The organism is Hungatella sp. SB206 (genome assembly GCF_051132295.1).
In the GTDB taxonomy this organism is placed as follows: domain Bacteria; phylum Bacillota; class Clostridia; order Lachnospirales; family Lachnospiraceae; genus Hungatella; species Hungatella effluvii.
This window is the reverse complement of the sequence record NZ_CP096603.1, coordinates 3,584,962-3,602,284: the sequence shown is the minus strand read 5'-3', so window position 1 is coordinate 3,602,284 and position 17,323 is coordinate 3,584,962. Positions and strand designations below refer to the sequence as shown.

Here is a 17,323-nt window from a genome sequence, read left to right as displayed (position 1 = left end):
TCTCCTTTTCCCACTTCATTTTAAGATGCCGTTTTTTTCCTGTATTCGGAGAGAATCACTGCCGCAAACATGAATACACAGCCGGCCATCAGCCGGACTGTCAGCGGATCACCCAGGAAGATCACGGAAAAGATAAGACCGAATACCGATTCAAACGATAAGAGAATGGATGAGGTGTTCGGCGTTAAATATTTCTGTCCCACATTCTGGAGCAGGAACCCGATCATTGTGCTGAAAATTCCCAGATACAAAAGACCGATCATCATCGTGTTGTCAATTACCCCGCCGTCAAACGGCCCTTCCAGAATCGGCGCGATCATCCAGCTTAAGGCCGCAGCCACCACCATCTGCAGCACCGTCATTGTGACCGGGTCGTGATCCGTCGTATAGCGGTCGATAAATACAATGTGGACCGCGAAGAATAAGCCGCAGATCAGGGTCAGTAAATCTCCGAGGTTGATGGATAAATCCCCTTCCAGCGACAGCAGCGCAAGGCCCACAACCGCGATACAGGCGGCGATGATATTATTTCGCTTCGGTTTCTTGTGGTTAAAGAACCAGTGAAGAAAAGGTACGAGGATCACATATAGTGTGGTGATAAACGCATTTTTGCTGGCCGTCGTGTACTTTAATCCATACGTCTGAAAGAAATAGCTGACAAAGAGAAACACGCCCAGCAGTCCCCCGCAGAATAAATCCGATTTGTTGATCTTCATCACCTTTCTCCAGAATACCAGGATCAGTGCGATAGCCGCTATGGTAAAGCGAAGCGCCAGTAAGTAGGTGGGGGAAATGATGTCCACCGAATTTTTCATGACAACAAATGCGCTTCCCCAGATGATGGTCGTGATGATCAGCCCGATGGCCGCCAGTATTTTGATTCCTTTTCCGTCTTTCGTACTCATAGGTCTCCCTAATGTCCTTTCACATACACATGGGCTGCCAAGGCCGGATTATGGCCGTGGCAGCCCTTTGCTTTCTATGGTGCTGCAGTGTTTAAAGCGTTACCAGCGTGTAAACCGGTATATCGTAGTAGTCCGGTATTCCTCTCCCGCTTTCAATACCGGCGAAGGAAATTCCGGCATATTCACTGCGTTCGGATAGTACTGTGTCTCAAAGCAGTAGCCGTATCTCGGAGCATATACCATGCCGTTTTTGCCGGCCGGTCCTGCGCCGAGGAAATTGCCGGTGTAGAACTGCATTCCGGGAAGGTCCGTGTAGACCTCCATGCGTATCCCCGTTTTGTCGGATTCAGCTGCCGCGGAAAGTTCAGTCTCTTCGGGAGCATGGTTTAAGATCCAGTTATGATCGTAGCCTTTGCCGAGAATCAGAGCCTCATACTCCTCTTCGATGTCACGGCCGATTACCTTCATGACAGTGAAGTCCATAGGCGTACCAGCCACCGGCACGATCTCTCCGGTCGGAATGGAACCTGCGTCCGCCGCCGTATACGTATCCGCGTCGATCCATACTCTCTGGCCCATGGCATTTCCGCTGTCCTGGCCATCCAGATTAAAGTAGCTGTGATTCGTAAAGTTTGCAACCGTATCGCTGTCGGAAACCATATGGTAAGCGATGACCAGGCTGTCATCCGGTGTCAGCGTGTAGCTCACCGTGATGTTGGCGTTTCCCGGGTATCCCTGATCACCGTCGGGACTGAACAGTGAAAAGCTGATGACGGTTCCGAGAGCGCCCTCCTCTGTCTCGGCCTCCCAGAGACGGTCGTGATACAGATCCGGCGCGCTGTGCAAATTATTCGTTCCGTCGTTAGCCGCCAGCTGGTACTCTTTCCCGTTCAGCGTAAATTTCGCCCCTGCAATGCGGTTGGCGTTGCGGCCGATCGGTGCTCCGAAGTGGGGCGGATTCTCCAGGTACGCCTCCACACTGTCATATCCCAGAACCACATCGACGAGTTTTCCGTCTCTGTCAGGCACGTTCATCGTCACCCATGTGCCGCCCAAATCGGTAAAAGAGGCCGACACGCCGTTATCATTAGACAGCGTATAGAGAGTGACCGCTTCTCCGGAAGGCATAACTCCCCACTGTTCTTTCCTGTAAGCCATTTCAGCTACCTCCGTGTTTCTCTTATTTGTGTCACTATTTTGCCTGAATATATCCCTGCGCTGTTAAAAGCTCTGCGCAGAGCACCGCGCCGCCGGCCGCGCCTCGGACCGTGTTGTGGGACAGGCCGACAAATTTATAATCGTACACCGTGTCCTCACGGAGACGTCCGATGGAAACACCCATACCATTTTCAAAATCCACGTCCATGGTAACCTGCGGACGATTGTCTTCATACAGATACTGGATAAACTGCTTTGGAGCGCTTGGAAGCTCCAGTTCCTGAGGAAGCCCCTTGAAGCTTACGAGGCGCTCGATCAATTCCTCCCTGGTCGGTTTTCTGCGGAATTTCACGAAAACTGCGGCTGTATGACCGTTTAAGACCGGAACACGGATACACTGGCAGGTGATAACCGGCTCACTCGCTTTGACGATCTCTCCGTTCTCTACCTTTCCCCAGAGTCTTAACGGTTCCTGCTCACTCTTCTCTTCCTCACCGCCTATGTATGGGATGATGTTGCCTTCCATCTCAGGCCAGTCCTTAAAGGTCTTGCCTGCGCCTGAGATTGCCTGGTACGTTGTAGCCACAACCTCGTACGGCTCAAACTCTTTCCAGGCGGTTAATACGGGAGCGTAACTCTGGATAGAACAGTTCGGTTTTACAGCGATGAAGCCGCGCTCTGTGCCAAGCCGCTTTCTCTGATCCTTAATCACTTCGAAGTGCTCCGGGTTGATCTCCGGTACTACCATCGGCACATCCGGTGTCCATCTGTGCGCGCTGTTGTTGGAAACGACCGGTGTCTCCGTCTTCGCATACGCTTCCTCGATCGACTTGATCTCTTCTTTCGTCATATCAACGGCGCTGAATACGAAATCCACGCTGGCGGCAACTTTCTCCACCTCATTTACGTTCATCACAGTCAGCTTCTTTACTGCTTCCGGCATCGGAGTCGTCATTTTCCAACGGTCTCCCACAGCCTCCTCATACGTCTTTCCGGCAGAACGGGGGCTGGCGGCCACGGTCACCACCTCGTACCAGGGATGATTCTCGAGCAGAGAAAGAAATCTCTGTCCCACCATACCTGTCGCACCTAACACACCAACCTTTAACTTCTTTTCCATAGTTTTCTCCTCATTTCATTTCTTTTTTCAGACTATCCTATAACAAAGTTAAAAAAAAATCAAGGTTTATTCGTCACAAAAATACATTTGTGCGTCTATGAAAGACATTTTCCTGGAATGTACGTCCTGGAAAAGAATCGCACGCTTTTATTTTATGATTTTACAGCAAATATAATTCCCAGCGTGTTTGGGCCGCAGTGGCTGGACACGGTGCATCCGGCCTCCGTCACCAGTATCTCCGAAAAGATTCCCCGGCTCCGGATCAGCTCCCTGGCTTCCTCCACCACCGCCTCCGGGCAGGCCGCGTGGGTGAGAAAGATTACGTCCGGCATGCAGCGCCCCTGCACCGCGTCGAGCCGTTCACCGATGTATTTTCTCACACACTGCCGGAACGCGCCGCGGTACTTTCTGTCCACCGTCAGTTCCCCGTCCCTCACGCTGATGCTGGGCCTGATGTTCAGCAGATTGGCGCCGAACGCGGTAACCGCCGAACAGCGTCCGCCCTTTCGTAAATAGTCCAGCTTGTCGATGACAAAGCTCACATCCATGCGGGTCTTCAAATTCTCCAGCTTTGCCTCAATCGCTTCCGTTTCCATGCCTGCCTCCGCCATTTTTGCGGCGGCTACTGCCAGATAACCGATTCCGGTGGTAAGATTCATGGAGTCTACCACCGTGACGCCAGGAACTTCCTCGGCGGCCAGAACTGCGTTCTGATAGCAGCTGGACAGCGCCGAACCGATGGTAAAATGAATCAGCGCGCCGCACTCCTTCCTTAGCTCCGTAAAAGCGCCGCAGTACTCCGCCGTATTGATGGCGGTCGTACTACAGATCTCTCCTCCCGCCGAAACATGGCGAAAGATATCGGCCGGTTTCAGTTCGATTCCATCCCGGTATGTCCTTCCCTCCATGATAATGGCCTGAGGGATTACCGTAATTCCATACTGTTCTGCAATTTCTGCCGACAGATCGCAGGAGCTGTCGGCAGATATCCCTATTCTCTTCACCGTGATTCCTTTCCCGTGACTGCCGCAGGCTCCTTCTTACGAAAGACGGACCTTGCTGCCCTTTCCGTCACGCTTTCCGATCTTTAAGCGGTTCAAATGAACTTCCTTCTTTTTGTATTCGATCACCGGATCCTCTCCCAGTAAGTAGACCGTCTCCAGTTCTTCTCCCTGGGCCAGCTTAATCCCCCGCACGCCTCTGGAATTCTTCTTCATCTCAGGAATCTCTTCCAGTGCAAAACGCAGGAATACGCCGCTTGAGGTCTGAAGCACCACCTCGGTCTCCGCCCGGAGAATCTGAATCGATACCACATCGTCGCCTTCTAAAAGCTTGGTAGCGGCTACGGTCCTGTTGTTTGTCTCGAATTCCTCTCCCGGCACTCTCTTCACAAGCGCCTGCTTCGTGGCGAAGAGGAAGCGGCTGCCCTTCATGGATTCCGCGCTGCAGAGATAGATAATCTGCTCTTTTGTGCCGTCATACTTGCTTAAGTTGTCGATCGGCGTGCCCTTGTCCCTCAGCTTTCCGTAAGGGATATCGGCGGCCTTCACCTGATGTAAGTTGCCGGTATTGGTGAAAATACAGATCTTGTCTGTATTAAAGCACGATACCACGTGAACGTTCTCCGTCTCGATGGTCTCTCTGTTGCGGTCGTATGTGGACTTATCCAGCAGCTTGCAGTAGCCGAACCGGTCCATGACGAACACCACCTCCGAGACGGCCACGGCTGTCTCATCGTAAACAGCTTCTTTTCCATCCTCGATGAGCGTGCGGCGCGGTGTGGCAAATTCCTCTTTGATAGCCTCTAAGTCCTTCTTAATCACGACGTCCATATTTGTCCGGCTCTCCAGAATATGCTGGTACTCGGCGATCTTCGCCATAGTCTCCTTATACTCCTTCTCCAGGGCCAGAATCTCCAGACCGATCAGCTTATATAAGCGCATCTCCAAAATGGCGCTGGCCTGCTTCTCCGTAAAATGAAGCTTCTCCGCATCCTTTTCAAATCCGGCTGTCCGAAATTTGATGTTGGAGATATCTCCTGTCATCAGGCAGGCCTTGGCATCCTTTAAGCTCTTGGAGCCTCTCAGCACGGCGATAATCAGATCGATGATATCGCAGGCCTTGATTAAGCCTTCCTTGATCTCCTTTTTCTCCAGTTCCTTCTCCAGCAGCGCCTGGTATTTGCGCGTTGCGTTGTGATACTGGAAGTCCAGGTAATTTTTGAGGATTCCCTTTAAATTCAGGGTCTCCGGCCGGCCGCCGGCGATGGCGAGCATGTTGACGCCGTACGTATCCTCCAGTTTCGTCTTCTTATAGAGGATGTTGCGGATCTTTTCCACATCGGCGTCTTTTTTCAACTCCAGCACGATGCGGATGCCATCCTTGTTGGACTGATTGGAAATGTCCACCACATCGGTCAGCTTCTTTGATTCCACCAGTTCCGCCACATCCACAAGGAACTTGTTGATACCCGCGCCGATCATGGTATACGGAATCTCCGTAATGACCATCTTGTCCTTGTCGGCCTTCCGTTTTCCCAGTTCGATATCGATCTTTCCGCGAAGCTTGATCTTTCCGCTTCCCGTCTCGTATATCTCCGCGAGACCGCTCTTATTGGCGATGATGCCGCCGGTTGGGAAATCCGGGCCCGGCATATATTCCATCAGTTCCCTTGTCGTAATCTCAGGATTGTCAATGTAGGCTCTGACGACGTCGATGACTTCCCCCAGGTTATGAGGCGGAATGCTGGTGCTCATACCGACCGCGATTCCCTCCGCGCCGTTAATCAGAAGATTTGGCACACGAACCGGAAGCACCTCCGGCTCCTTTTCCGTCTCGTCGTAGTTGGGGATAAATTCAACCGTCTTATCCAGATCCTTTAAATAGACTTCCTCTGCAAACTTCTCCAGCCTGGCCTCCGTGTAACGCATGGCAGCCGCGCCGTCGCCCTCGATGGAACCGAAGTTGCCGTGTCCGTTTACAAGGGGCATTCCCTTCTTGAATACCTGGGACATCACGACCAGGGTTTCATAGATGGAGCTGTCGCCGTGGGGATGGTACTTACCCATGGTATCGCCCACGATACGCGCCGACTTTCGGTGCGGCTTATCGTGATTTAACCGAAGCTCACTCATATCATATAATACACGCCGCTGTACCGGCTTTAATCCGTCTCTCGCATCCGGGATTGCCCTGGCAGTGATAACGCTCATGGAATAGTTCATGTAGCTCTTCTGCATTTCCTCGGAATATTCTGTTTTTACAATCTTCTCAGCCATGTTCCCTCTCCTTATGCATCAATCTCTGCTTCATCCCGCATGCTCGTAAATAAACCGGCGCCGCGGCGGAACGTCGCTGCCCATCAGCATCTCCGTGATTTCGGAGGCCATGCGGGCGTCCTCGATCTCCACCTGCTTCAGCACCCGGTGATCCGGGTCTAACGTGGTTTCCCAGAGCTGCTGCGCATCCATCTCACCAAGACCTTTGTAGCGCTGCAGCGTAAAATCACCGGTGTGGGTCTTCCGGTAGCGCTCCAGCTCTTTCTCATCATAAAGGTACTGTTCCTCGCCGCGCTTCGGAATCACCTTGAAGAGGGGAGGCATGGCGATAAACACATGACCGTCATAGATCAGTTCCGGCATGAAACGGTAGAGGAACGTCAGAAGCAGGGTGTCGATATGGCTTCCATCCACATCGGCATCCGTCATCAGTACGATCTTATTGTAACGAAGCTTGGAAATATCGAAATCGTTGCCATAGCCCTCCGAAAAGCCGCATCCGAAAGCATTGATCATCGTCTTGATCTCGGCGTTGGCCAGTACTTTGTCCATGGAAGCCTTCTCCACATTGAGAATCTTTCCGCGGATCGGCAGAATGGCCTGGTACATCCTGTTTCGCGCAGTTTTGGCAGAGCCGCCGGCGGAATCTCCCTCGACGATGAATATCTCGCATTTCTCCGCGTCACGGCTCTCACAATTGGCCAGCTTTCCATTGCTGTCAAAGGAGAATTTCGATTTGGACAGCATGTTCGTCTTGGCCTTTTCCTCCGCCTTCCTGATCTTCGCTGACTTTTCCGCACAGGAAATAACTGCTTTCAGAATCTCTAAATTCCGGTCGAAATAGCGCTGCAGTTCGTCTCCCGTCACTGTGAAGACCGCCTTCGTGGCATCCGCGCTGGCCAGCTTCGTCTTCGTCTGCCCCTCGAAGATGGGATCCGGATGCTTGACCGCGACCACAGCCGTCATACCGTTTCTCGTATCTGCGCCCGTAAAGTTGGCGTCCTTCTCCTTCAATATTCCCAGCTCCTTGGCATAGCTGTTGATCATCTGCGTAAAGCGGGTCTTAAAGCCGGCTAAATGGGTGCCGCCCTCCTGGGTGAAAATATTATTACAGAAGCCCAGAATGTTCTCCTCAAAGGTATCCACGAACTGAAAGGCCACCTCCACCTCCACCCGGTCGATGGTGCCTTTATAATAGATCGGATCGTGAACCGGAGCCTTTCCGGAGTTCAGTTCCTTTACGTAAGAGATGATTCCCTCCGGCTCATGGAACAGGACGGTCTCCTCCTCACCCGCTCTCTTATTCTGATATGTTATCTGAAGGTTGGGATTTAAGTAGGCCGTCTCGTGAAGACGGCTCTTCAGCCAGTCCGCCTTAAAACGGGTCTTTTCAAATATCTCTCCGTCCGGCAGGAAGTTAATCTCAGTTCCCGTCTCCCTCGTCCTTCCCAGCGTAGGAAGCAGGCCATCCACCAGTTCTACCGTCGGAATGCCCCGCTCATATGCATCATAATGAATCTGACCGTTCTTATATACCTTTACGCTCATCCGTTCCGAAAGAGCATTTACAACAGAAGAGCCGACTCCGTGAAGTCCGCCGCTTGTCTTATACGCATCATTATCAAATTTACCGCCCGCATGAAGAGTGGATAATACTATTCGCTCCGCGGACATGCCCTTCTTATGCATCTCCACCGGAATTCCTCGTCCCGCGTCTTTCACGGAACAGGAACCATCCGCTTCCAGTGTAACCCAGATCTGGTTACAGAAGCCAGCCAGATGCTCGTCCACCGCATTGTCCACGATCTCATAGATCAGATGGTTAAGCCCCTTCGTGCCGACACTGCCTATATACATACCCGGACGTTTCCGGACCGCTTCCAGCCCTTCCAGTACGGTAATACTGTCCGCATTATACTGTGTTTTCGCCATGATACTCCTCCACATCTTGTATTGTCTTTTGCTATTATACAATGAAATTCCTGCACTTGGCAAGTTTTTAACACATTTTTTCAAAAAAGTATTGAAATTTATACCAGAGTCGTGCTATAATATATGACATGTCAGTAAACTGGCTAAGCAGATATAGTTCATTGGTAGAACATCAGCTTCCCAAGCTGAGGAGGCGGGTTCGATTCCCGTTATCTGCTTTTTTTATTGCCCAAATGTTGATTTATGGGCATGTATTTTTATTTTCACCACAGGAACTTTCCATGACAAAAGAGGATTTCCTCTCATTCAAATAAGCTGGAAATCCTCTTTTTAATCAGGGTGTGTTTCACACCCGCTTTGATCTTTGATTATACATCTCTGGAATCTTTCCTTCGTTACTCTTCGCTGCTCCAGTCCACATCATATTCCTTTTCCAGCGAAAAACTGCTTAACATAAGGTCCGTTGGGTCAAATGACATGAAATATTCATAGTCTTCCCCCTTCTGCAGCCACATATAGTCATCGCCGGTGAAATCCGGAAACATCTCTCCAGCCTTCTCCCGGGACATCTCACTGGCAGGCACACCGTTAAAGGTGATCCTCTTCAGTTCGCTCTCTTCGCCGCTGACCAGGCTGAATTCCAGACGTGCAATCACTGCGTCTCCCATACGAATGGCCTTTTCATCCGTAACCAGGGAAATATGGGCGAAGATGGAATCCGTAACCCAGATCGAACCGCCGGTATAGTAAGCATTAGGCTCCAGCTCGGCCTCCGGGTCGATCTCATACTGATTGATCTGTTTGTCCTCCGTCATCTCAGACACCGTTACATTCATTCCCTGATCCAAAAGTGTCTGCACCGTGGTCTCGCCGACCAGAATCTCTTTCCCGTCTATCGCAACCGGATACAGCACCTGGGCCGGTTCCGCCGACGTGGTCTCCTCTTTTCCGCTCTTCCCGGAACAGCCGGATAACAGCGCCGCTGCCGCAAGCAGAATCATACCTGTTTTTAAAACTCTTTTCATCACTCGCATCCCTCTTCTTTTGAAATAATATAAAAACCCCTGATAAAATCAGGGGTTTTCAGTCAGCTCCCGGCCGGACTTGAACCGGCGACCCACGCATTACGAATGCGTTGCGCTACCAACTGCGCTACGGAAGCAGCTTTGTTTGTCAGACTTAACTGTCGGACCTTAGATAGTATATCAGCAAAGGGGGAAAAAATCAACCCTTTTTTTGAAAAAATTGTAAATAGCGAGAACTGTTACAATTGATGTATTAGTTGCAAAAATTAGGGTGAAAAGTTATAATGAATAACAGTAGAAACGTCCCCAAATGACTGGCATTATAAAAGGTGATCAGATGAAGGAAAAAGAACCCGTCAGAAAACACATTCTGGTAAGCGGCCGGGTCCAGGGCGTCGGCTTCCGCTACAGGACCTATTATCTCGCCCAGAATCTTGGTCTGACCGGCTGGGTTCAGAACCTGGATGACGGCCGTGTCGAGATGGAGCTTCAGGGTGATGAAGCAGACATGAACCAGCTTTTCCGAAGGCTGGAGCAAAACAGTTTTATCGATATTACGGACTGTGTGGTAAAGCAGATTCCGACGGAACGGGAAAGCAGTTTTCACGTGCGGTAGCTTCCATATTTTTCCAGCTTCACCTCTCCCATAAAGTTGTATAGTTACCTTATGGGGGTGAATTGAAATGCATAAAAAAGGAGAAAAGGAACTGGCAGATTTATTCGACCGCGCCGCTGAAAGCGACGATCCCGTACCACCAGCACCGGACAATGAATTTCAGACGATTCTGGCTGAGATGAAACGCCGGGGGATTGAACCCCGGATTCGCAGGGAGCTGAAGGAAAAGAAATAGGCGGTCTTTACAGACCGTCTGTTTCTTTTTCCGCGTATCCCGCCACCTCTTTATCCCAGGTCATAATATGCTTCTGAAGCCACTCCTCCACGTTCTTTCTCACAGCCTCCACGAACGCCTCACTCGGTCCTTCCTCTTCCTCCAGCATAATCCGCAGTTCCTCTACGGCCCGCTTAAACTTCTCATGCTCCCGGTGGTGGGCCAAAAGCTTCGGATACCCGCTCTTTTTCTGGAGCCCTTCCTCCTCTGAAAAATGGTAATCCGTATAATCCAGCAAAAAATCAAGCGTTCCCACCGCGGTTCTCTTTTCCGTTCCCGGAACGCACTCCTCCGCCAGTTTATTCACCCGGCTGATCAGTTCTCTGTGCTGCGTGTCGATCAACTCATTCCCCGTTACCAGACTCCTGTCAAATGTAATGCTCATTCTTTCATTCCTCCTTTTACCATCTTTACTCGTATGTGCCTCAATCGCACTTTCCCGGTGCTCCGTCTATTCCGGAAGCACCATGACCCATCTTCCCTCTTCCGGATAAAAAATCAGTTTAAACTCCTGGGTCAGCCCGCCGATCACCGCCCGGCAGGCGTATTCCATGGAAGGTATTCCGGAATAATACTTTTCTTCTCCAAAACGGACTGCCACATGGTTTACGGTCTGCATCATCCCATCGTCCCCTTCGAACTTAAAGGACAGGGGCTGGATCGCTCCGGTACTGGTAAACCACGCCTTGCACGCGATTTTGATCTGTCTGCCAGCCAGAAGCCCGCTGTCCGCTCTTTCCGCATTTGTCCCTATTCCGAACGCCGACATGTCACCACTCCTTTAAAAAACTTCCTGTCTGCTGTAATCCACCGTGCGCTTCTCCCTTGCGATTCCGCCGCCCATGTGATCATGTACGGCGGCTCCCTCCGGATGCTCCGGGAGAAAGGCTGCGCGTTTTACAGCATCGTTGCCGAACCGCCTCCGGATTTCATCGACTGCCTTATCCATTCTCTCCAGCTTTTCGTAATCCATGCGGTCGAAGAGCCCAATCTGCCTCGATTCCTCTGAGGAGACGTGACTTGTATGGATGCCCAGATGGCGGACCGGCGTCTTATCCCACGCCTCGTCAAAGGCCCGGCATGCCGCCTCATACAGTTCCCTCGTGATGTTGGTCGGCGTTTCCAGCGAAATCTGATGAGAATGGTATTCGAACAGATAATCCCGGATTCCCACCGCCACCACGCCGATTTTAACACCGTCCTTCCTGAGTCTGGCGCCCAGTGTTTCCGCCAGGGACAAGAGGACCAGTTTTGCCGTTTCCGCATCACAGACGTCAAAAGCCACTGTGGTGGAATTGCCGTATCCTTTATTGGGCGGAGCCTCCGCCTCCACTGCAGATAGGTCGATGCCGTTGGCAAAGCCCCAGATCACCTCTCCCTGTTTTCCCAGGTGACGTCTTAAAATATCCGGATCGCTCTGTGCCAGCTCCCCGATCGTGGTGATTCCGATCCCCTTGAGTTTCCGGTAGGTCGCACGCCCGATGAAGAAAAGCTCCGACACGGGAAGCGGCCACATCTTCACCGGAATCTGCTCCTTCCACAGCGTATGGACCCGGTTCGGCTTCTTAAAATCAGAGGCCATCTTTGCCAGAAGCTTATTCTGCGCCACGCCGATGTTCACCGTAAAACCCAGTTCCTGTAAGATCCTCTCCCTTATCGTCTCCGCAGCCGCCTCCGGCGGTCCAAACAGCGCCGTGCTCTCCGTCATATCCATATAAGCCTCGTCGATGCTGTACTGTTCCACCAGCGGCGTATACTCCTTTAAGAGACGGATCAGTGCATCACTGGATCTCTGATAGAGATTATAGTTAGGCGGAACCAATACCAGCTCCGGGCACTTTTTCAAAGCAGAAAACACAGTCTCTCCCGTCTTGATCCCGCATGCCCTGGCAGGAATGGACTTTGCCAGTATAATTCCGTGACGCCTCGTCACATCGCCTCCCACAGCAGAGGAAACCGTCCTCAAATCCAGGCGGCCGCCCAAATGCTTCATCCGGTAGACCGCTTCCCAGGAAAGAAACGCCGAATTCACATCCACATGAAATATGGTGCGTTCCATCAATCATCACCTCAATACTATTGTATCGAATATATGTTCGATTGTAAATGGAAAGTAAAGGAAGCTGTCACAGCTTCCCCTACCGTTCGTTCTATTCTTTTAAAGCACCTTTTTCATCGGTTTTCAAATGCAGCTCCCCTTCGAACATAGCGCCGTCTTTCTTTGCCCGGTAAAGCTCTCCCTTCCAGATGATCCACTGGTCTCTGGCCATGGCGCCGTCGTCCTTTAAATAATACCAGACCCCGTCAGAGCCGGTCTTCCAGGTATCGTGCACCATCATGCCCGCGCCGTCAAACCAGTACCAATGATCGCCATCCTTGTACCAGTCATCGGCCACATAGTTTCCCGTATCTCCGAGATAGAACCGCCAGCCGCCGTCCTCCTCCAACCATCCGGATTTCTTTTCCTGCACAGTGATCCCGTAATACAGGGCGATGGCGTCGGCTTCCGCCCTGGCCAGACGGTCCAGATTCGATTCCTTTAAGAGCCATGCGGCTATCTGCGCATTGGTATGAAAGGAGTGCTCCAAGATAAGCCCTGGAGTCCCTACGGAGACCGCGCCCCGGAGCACGCCATAATAATCCCCGTTCTGTCCTCTTCTGTGCTCAATTCTGGCAGGCTGCTTCGTCTTCATCACCTTTTCCACACACTGCGCGAGGGCCATTCCGATCCCATCCGCGCTTCCGTTAATGACGCAGTAGGCGGCCGGATAGTCCACCTGATTGTTCACACCGGTTCCCACCGCGTTGGAATGGTCGGACAGGAACAAATCGCATCCTTTCGACTCCGCGCCTCTGGCGAAAAGACCCTTGTCCTCATCCTCCCGGCGCCTCGTGGTGATCACTTCGATTCCATACTCTTCCAAATACTTTTTCTGCAGAAGGTGCAGTTTCCATACCATGACAGACTCGTAATACCGATGATCTGCCGGGCTCTGGTTATACCGGCCCTGATGTCCCGCATCCAAACATATCTTCATATCGCTGCTGACTCCTTTTTAAGCTTATACTACAGGATATGAAACTTTGGGACAGGTGTTGCATCAGGCTCCCGCGCCCATAATTTTGTATAATAACGAAAAAAGCTTCCGGATTTATTTTCCGAAAGCTTTTTTATGACCTATCCGAGAATCGAACTCGGGTTTCCGCCGTGAGAGGGCGGCGTCTTGACCGCTTGACCAATAGGCCACGTATCGAATGTTAACCAAAAATCGTCGAGGCGACAAGATTCGAACTTGCGACCTCTGCGTCCCGAACGCAGCGCTCTACCAAACTGAGCCACGCCTCGATACCTTTGGTAGTATAATATAAAAATGATGGATTGTCAACTATATTTTGGAATTTTTTTAATTTTATAAAATATAAGAAAAATTCTACTGCTGTTCCACCGCCGTAAAGCCCAGATCATCGAGAATTTCCACTGCTTTTCCGTAGTCCTTCTCTTCCTCGATCACTACGGTCTTGGTCTCTAAATCCACTTTGTGGCCGATTCCCTCGTGATCCAGCCTTTTTTTGATTCTTGATACACATCCGTTACACATCATTTCATCACAGCGATAAGTCTTCATAGTCTTTATCTCCTTTTCTTTTTCATGAATTGCGGTTGTTCAATTACTTCATAACCTTCTGTATCGTCATACACAGCTCATCGACCGCTTCTAAATTGCCGTCCTGAATCTGTTCCACGACACAGCTCTTGATATGGCTCGACAGCAGCACCTTATTGAAGCTGTTAAGTGCCGCCTGAACCGCGGATACCTGTGTTAAGATGTCCACACAGTACCGCTCGTCTTCCACCATGCTCTTAATGCCGCGGATCTGGCCTTCGATCCGGTTTAAGCGGTTCAGTAAGTCCTTTTCCTCCGCGGCCTGACGATGCTTGTGCTTCACCGCACAGTCACATGTGCGTTCCTCCATATCATACCTCCATTCCTTATGCCCCTACAGCTTTACTGTCTTTAAGCGAAGCGCGTTGCTCACCACGCAGACCGAACTGAGTGACATGGCAAATCCGGCAAACATCGGATTTAACAGCGGGCCTCCAAATAAGTATAGCACACCAGCGGCCACAGGGATACCCAGACTGTTATAGAAAAATGCCCAGAATAAATTCTGTTTGATGTTCCGAATCGTGAGACGGCTTAATTTTACCGCCTTATAGACGTCGCGCAGATCGGATTTCATGAGGACGATATCGCCGGATTCCAAAGCGATGTCGCTTCCTGAACCGATGGCCGTTCCCACATCCGCGGATACAAGCGCCGGAGCGTCGTTGATTCCGTCTCCAACCATCATGACGGTCTTTCCCTGCTTCTGCAAAGACTCCACCACATTGGCCTTATCTTCCGGCAGAACCTCTGCGATTACGGTGTCGATATGGGCCTGCCTGCCGATGTAGTCCGCTGTCTTCTGATTGTCTCCCGTCAGCATACACACCGTGATTCCCAGACTCTTTAACTGGTCCACAGCCTCCACGCTGGTCTCCTTAATGGTATCGGCTACACAGATAATGCCCTTTAACGTGCCATCCACCATCAGATACATCGGTGTCTTTCCCTGGTTCGCCATCTGGTGGGCCTGCTCTCTCACGGGATCGCCCATGGATACCTTCATCTGCTCCACCAGTCTTTCATTACCCACGGCTACCTGGCTCGTTCCGACGGATGCGATGATTCCCGCTCCCGTCACGCTCTCAAATTTCTCCGGCATGGCAAGCTCCAGCCCATGTTCTCTGGCCTTCAGTACGATGGCCTGCCCCAGCGGATGCTCCGACATCTGTTCACAGCCAGCCGCCAGCTTAAGAAGACCGTCGGAGGTCTCCGTCTGATCCAGAACCACGATGTCCGTGACCTTCGGCTTCCCTTCCGTAATCGTACCCGTCTTATCAAATACGACAGTGTCTACCTTATGAGCGGTCTCCAGCGCCTCACCACTCTTGATCAGGATTCCATGGCTGGCTCCCAGACCGGTTCCGACCATGATCGCCGTCGGTGTCGCCAGTCCCAGCGCACACGGGCAGGCGATAACCAGAACCGCCACAAAGATGGTCAGGACAAAAGACAGCTCCTTGCCGCCAAACAGCCACCAGAGGAGCGCCGCAACCAGTGCGATTCCCATAACCGTCGGAACGAAGTATCCCGCAACCTTGTCTGCCAGTTTGGAGATAGGCGCCTTTTTCCCCTGTGCGTCCTCGATCATCTTAATGATCTTGGAAAGCGTGGTATCCCCGCCTGTATGGGTAACCTCCATCTCCATGGCCCCGTTGTAATTCATGCTGCCGCCGATCAGGGTGTCGCCCTCCTGCTTCTCCACAGGGATGCTCTCTCCTGTCAGCATGGACTCATCCACGCTGCTGCTGCCGCCCGACACGATACCGTCCAGGGGTATCCTGCTGCCCGGCTTGATAAGGACATGCTGTCCCACTCTCACACTGGCCGTTTCCACTTCCCGTTCCGTACCATCCTCATAGAGAATCGCGGTGTCCGGAGCCAGCTCCATCAGCTTTCTGATCGCTTCGGAGGTCTTGCCCTTGCTTCTGCTCTCCATGTATTTGCCCAGCATGACGAGAGTGACGACCACGGCCGCCGACTCGTAATAGAGGTGATGGGCGTTCATCGGATTCACCGGTATCGTAACCGTCATACAGAGGCTGTAGATAAACGCACTGCCGGTGCCGATCGCCACCAGGGAATCCATGTTCGGATTGCCCTTAAACAGCGCCCTTAAACCTACCAGATAAAACTTCCTTCCCGCAATAAGCACTGGAACCGTAAGAATCAGCTGTGCCAGCGCATAGTTGAAAGGATTGGCTTCCATATGGAGGAAATGCGGAAGCGGAAGTTCAAACGGGAGCATATGGCCCATGGAAATGTACAGAAGCGGAACCGCAAAACAGATGGCCACGATCAGCCGTCTCTTCATCGTGTCGCGCTGCTGCTCCTGCTTTCCCCAGTTTTCCTCCTCCTGGGCCTTTACATCTTTCTCCTCCGCCAGAGGGCAGGCGCCGAATCCGGCCTTCTCTACCTTCCCCATAATCATCTCCGGAGTGACTTTCGTCTCGTCGTAGGTGATGGTCATCTTGTTCGTCGTCAGATTCACGTCACTCGACTCCACACCTTCCAGTTTTCTCGTGACCCGTTCCACCGCACTGCTGCAGGCTGCACAGGACATGCCTTCAATATCGTAAACTTCAGTTCTCATAAGATCATCCTTTCTCATATACCCCTATAGGGTATATTCATTATAGTATGATTTCTTATCCCTGTCAATGGTATCTGTCAATATTATTTCTCAATAAAGGAAAATCTTGCTGGAAATCTTCGGAAATAAAAAGGCAGGTTCCGCAGCGCTTCTAGAAGAAACCTCAGGTTCATGGTAGAATTAGACAGTCTTGTTTCAGCAAAAGCGTTAAAAACAAACAAATGAGAAAGCAGGTATTGATTATGTGGGCAAATCCATTGAATCCGGGAGATACCATCGGAATTATTTTCCCCAGCCATACCGTCACTCCGGACGACTACGCGAAAATCATCTCCGGGATCGAAGCGAAAGGCTTTCGGGTGAAAACGGAGAGCCGCTTATACCGGCATACGTACGGCTACGCGGCAAGCGAGACGGAGCGCGCCGATGATCTCAGTGAGCATGTAATCTGTCCCATATTGAGCAGAGTTCCTTCATAAATCAGGTATCAGGGCTGCTGTTCGGCAACTATTCAGACACCTTATCGCAGCTGCTGCTTGGCAGGCTGGAACGTTTCGGCCGGAAACACAGCATCCCGGTCGCGTACTGCGATGATTTCGGCCACGGAAAAAATCACGCCATCCTGCCAGTTGGCTGCCGCGCTGTGCTGGATACGAAAAATAAGACACTGCGGTTTCTCCCTTCATAATTGGCAGCAAAAAGGCAGGTCTGCACAGGACCTGCCTTTTTGCTGTATTGCCAAATCAAATTAAACTGA

Annotated in this window: 17 protein-coding genes, 4 tRNA genes and 1 pseudogene; 5 read left to right on the top strand and 17 right to left on the bottom strand. The window is 51.4% G+C overall.

The window, feature by feature from the left end; all coding sequences use genetic code 11:
* Positions 1-20 precede the first annotated feature (20 nt).
* From M1L66_RS15770 to M1L66_RS15745, 6 genes and pseudogenes are all read right to left on the bottom strand, one after another.
* Positions 21-905: a DMT family transporter gene (locus M1L66_RS15770; protein WP_434694040.1), complete on the bottom strand. Its 885-nt coding sequence runs from the start codon at positions 903-905 to the stop codon at positions 21-23.
* Positions 906-1,004: 99 nt separating this feature from the next.
* Positions 1,005-2,063 (bottom strand): aldose epimerase family protein, encoded by a 1,059-nt coding sequence (locus M1L66_RS15765; protein ID WP_187022192.1) that lies wholly within the window; start codon positions 2,061-2,063, stop codon positions 1,005-1,007.
* 34 nt (positions 2,064-2,097) lie between these two features.
* Positions 2,098-3,183: an aspartate-semialdehyde dehydrogenase gene (gene asd / locus M1L66_RS15760; RefSeq protein ID WP_187022193.1), complete on the bottom strand. Its 1,086-nt coding sequence runs from the start codon at positions 3,181-3,183 to the stop codon at positions 2,098-2,100.
* A gap of 152 nt (positions 3,184-3,335) precedes the next feature.
* On the bottom strand, positions 3,336-4,187 hold the full coding sequence (locus M1L66_RS15755; RefSeq protein ID WP_187022194.1) for a DegV family protein: 852 nt from the start codon (positions 4,185-4,187) through the stop codon (positions 3,336-3,338).
* Between the two features lie 36 nt (positions 4,188-4,223).
* On the bottom strand, positions 4,224-6,461 hold the full coding sequence (locus tag M1L66_RS15750) for a DNA gyrase/topoisomerase IV subunit A (protein ID WP_434694035.1): 2,238 nt from the start codon (positions 6,459-6,461) through the stop codon (positions 4,224-4,226).
* An 11-nt stretch (positions 6,462-6,472) separates the two neighbouring features.
* A pseudogene (locus M1L66_RS15745) lies at positions 6,473-8,393 on the bottom strand (DNA gyrase/topoisomerase IV subunit B).
* A 147-nt stretch (positions 8,394-8,540) separates the two neighbouring features.
* Here M1L66_RS15745 and M1L66_RS15740 point away from each other — a divergent pair.
* A tRNA-Gly gene (locus M1L66_RS15740) sits at positions 8,541-8,611 on the top strand.
* 177 nt (positions 8,612-8,788) lie between these two features.
* Here M1L66_RS15740 and M1L66_RS15735 read toward each other — a convergent pair.
* Entirely contained in the window at positions 8,789-9,421 is a 633-nt protein-coding gene (locus tag M1L66_RS15735; protein ID WP_434694032.1) for a hypothetical protein, read from the bottom strand.
* A 61-nt stretch (positions 9,422-9,482) separates the two neighbouring features.
* Positions 9,483-9,555 (bottom strand) — tRNA-Thr (locus M1L66_RS15730).
* Positions 9,556-9,755: 200 nt separating this feature from the next.
* Here M1L66_RS15730 and M1L66_RS15725 point away from each other — a divergent pair.
* Positions 9,756-10,034 carry an acylphosphatase gene (locus tag M1L66_RS15725; RefSeq protein WP_002604286.1) on the top strand — a complete coding sequence of 93 codons (279 nt, stop codon included), beginning with the start codon at positions 9,756-9,758 and terminating at the stop codon, positions 10,032-10,034.
* Between the two features lie 67 nt (positions 10,035-10,101).
* On the top strand, positions 10,102-10,269 hold the full coding sequence (locus M1L66_RS15720; RefSeq protein WP_187024483.1) for a hypothetical protein: 168 nt from the start codon (positions 10,102-10,104) through the stop codon (positions 10,267-10,269).
* 7 nt (positions 10,270-10,276) lie between these two features.
* Here M1L66_RS15720 and M1L66_RS15715 read toward each other — a convergent pair whose 3' ends face one another.
* From M1L66_RS15715 to M1L66_RS15675, 9 genes are all read right to left on the bottom strand, one after another.
* Positions 10,277-10,693, bottom strand: a complete 417-nt coding sequence (locus M1L66_RS15715) for a bacteriohemerythrin (protein WP_187024484.1) — start codon at positions 10,691-10,693, stop codon at positions 10,277-10,279.
* Positions 10,694-10,759: 66 nt separating this feature from the next.
* Positions 10,760-11,077, bottom strand: coding sequence for a hypothetical protein (locus tag M1L66_RS15710; protein WP_002604289.1), 318 nt, complete (start codon positions 11,075-11,077; stop codon positions 10,760-10,762).
* Positions 11,078-11,089: 12 nt separating this feature from the next.
* The gene (locus tag M1L66_RS15705; RefSeq protein WP_434694026.1) at positions 11,090-12,367 is read right to left on the bottom strand and encodes a DinB/UmuC family translesion DNA polymerase; all 1,278 of its coding nucleotides are present in this window, start codon (positions 12,365-12,367) and stop codon (positions 11,090-11,092) included.
* A 91-nt stretch (positions 12,368-12,458) separates the two neighbouring features.
* Complete coding sequence (locus tag M1L66_RS15700) at positions 12,459-13,346, bottom strand: N-acetylmuramoyl-L-alanine amidase family protein (protein ID WP_187024486.1); 888 nt, start codon at positions 13,344-13,346, stop codon at positions 12,459-12,461.
* A 136-nt stretch (positions 13,347-13,482) separates the two neighbouring features.
* Positions 13,483-13,554, bottom strand: a tRNA-Glu gene (locus tag M1L66_RS15695).
* A gap of 26 nt (positions 13,555-13,580) precedes the next feature.
* Positions 13,581-13,654, bottom strand: a tRNA-Pro gene (locus M1L66_RS15690).
* 85 nt (positions 13,655-13,739) lie between these two features.
* Positions 13,740-13,934, bottom strand: coding sequence for a heavy-metal-associated domain-containing protein (locus M1L66_RS15685; protein WP_434694023.1), 195 nt, complete (start codon positions 13,932-13,934; stop codon positions 13,740-13,742).
* A 43-nt stretch (positions 13,935-13,977) separates the two neighbouring features.
* The gene (locus M1L66_RS15680; RefSeq protein ID WP_055652616.1) at positions 13,978-14,283 is read right to left on the bottom strand and encodes a metal-sensing transcriptional repressor; all 306 of its coding nucleotides are present in this window, start codon (positions 14,281-14,283) and stop codon (positions 13,978-13,980) included.
* Between the two features lie 24 nt (positions 14,284-14,307).
* A complete protein-coding gene (locus tag M1L66_RS15675; protein ID WP_434694020.1) occupies positions 14,308-16,566 on the bottom strand; it encodes a heavy metal translocating P-type ATPase in 2,259 nt (752 codons plus the stop codon).
* A 242-nt stretch (positions 16,567-16,808) separates the two neighbouring features.
* Between M1L66_RS15675 and M1L66_RS15670 the strand changes: the two genes are divergently transcribed.
* Positions 16,809-17,045, top strand: coding sequence for a hypothetical protein (locus M1L66_RS15670; RefSeq protein WP_243270509.1), 237 nt, complete (start codon positions 16,809-16,811; stop codon positions 17,043-17,045).
* A complete protein-coding gene (locus M1L66_RS15665; protein ID WP_434694259.1) occupies positions 17,015-17,254 on the top strand; it encodes a hypothetical protein in 240 nt (79 codons plus the stop codon). The genes M1L66_RS15670 and M1L66_RS15665 overlap by 31 nt, the downstream gene beginning before the upstream one ends.
* The last annotated feature ends 69 nt before the right edge of the window (positions 17,255-17,323 follow it).

Bases quoted from the DNA above. Each gene is read 5' to 3' on its own strand.
- M1L66_RS15770 (WP_434694040.1), bottom strand. From the start codon at position 905: ATGAGTACGAAAGACGGAAAAGGAATCAAAATACTGGCGGCCATCGGG.
- M1L66_RS15765 (WP_187022192.1), bottom strand. From the start codon at position 2,063: ATGGCTTACAGGAAAGAACAGTGGGGAGTTATGCCTTCCGGAGAAGCG.
- asd (WP_187022193.1), bottom strand. From the start codon at position 3,183: ATGGAAAAGAAGTTAAAGGTTGGTGTGTTAGGTGCGACAGGTATGGTG.
- M1L66_RS15750 (WP_434694035.1), bottom strand. From the start codon at position 6,461: ATGGCTGAGAAGATTGTAAAAACAGAATATTCCGAGGAAATGCAGAAG.
- M1L66_RS15725 (WP_002604286.1), top strand. From the start codon at position 9,756: ATGAAGGAAAAAGAACCCGTCAGAAAACACATTCTGGTAAGCGGCCGG.
- M1L66_RS15720 (WP_187024483.1), top strand. From the start codon at position 10,102: ATGCATAAAAAAGGAGAAAAGGAACTGGCAGATTTATTCGACCGCGCC.
- M1L66_RS15715 (WP_187024484.1), bottom strand. From the start codon at position 10,693: ATGAGCATTACATTTGACAGGAGTCTGGTAACGGGGAATGAGTTGATC.
- M1L66_RS15710 (WP_002604289.1), bottom strand. From the start codon at position 11,077: ATGTCGGCGTTCGGAATAGGGACAAATGCGGAAAGAGCGGACAGCGGG.
- M1L66_RS15705 (WP_434694026.1), bottom strand. From the start codon at position 12,367: ATGGAACGCACCATATTTCATGTGGATGTGAATTCGGCGTTTCTTTCC.
- M1L66_RS15700 (WP_187024486.1), bottom strand. From the start codon at position 13,346: ATGAAGATATGTTTGGATGCGGGACATCAGGGCCGGTATAACCAGAGC.
- M1L66_RS15685 (WP_434694023.1), bottom strand. From the start codon at position 13,934: ATGAAGACTTATCGCTGTGATGAAATGATGTGTAACGGATGTGTATCA.
- M1L66_RS15680 (WP_055652616.1), bottom strand. From the start codon at position 14,283: ATGGAGGAACGCACATGTGACTGTGCGGTGAAGCACAAGCATCGTCAG.
- M1L66_RS15675 (WP_434694020.1), bottom strand. From the start codon at position 16,566: ATGAGAACTGAAGTTTACGATATTGAAGGCATGTCCTGTGCAGCCTGC.
- M1L66_RS15670 (WP_243270509.1), top strand. From the start codon at position 16,809: ATGTGGGCAAATCCATTGAATCCGGGAGATACCATCGGAATTATTTTC.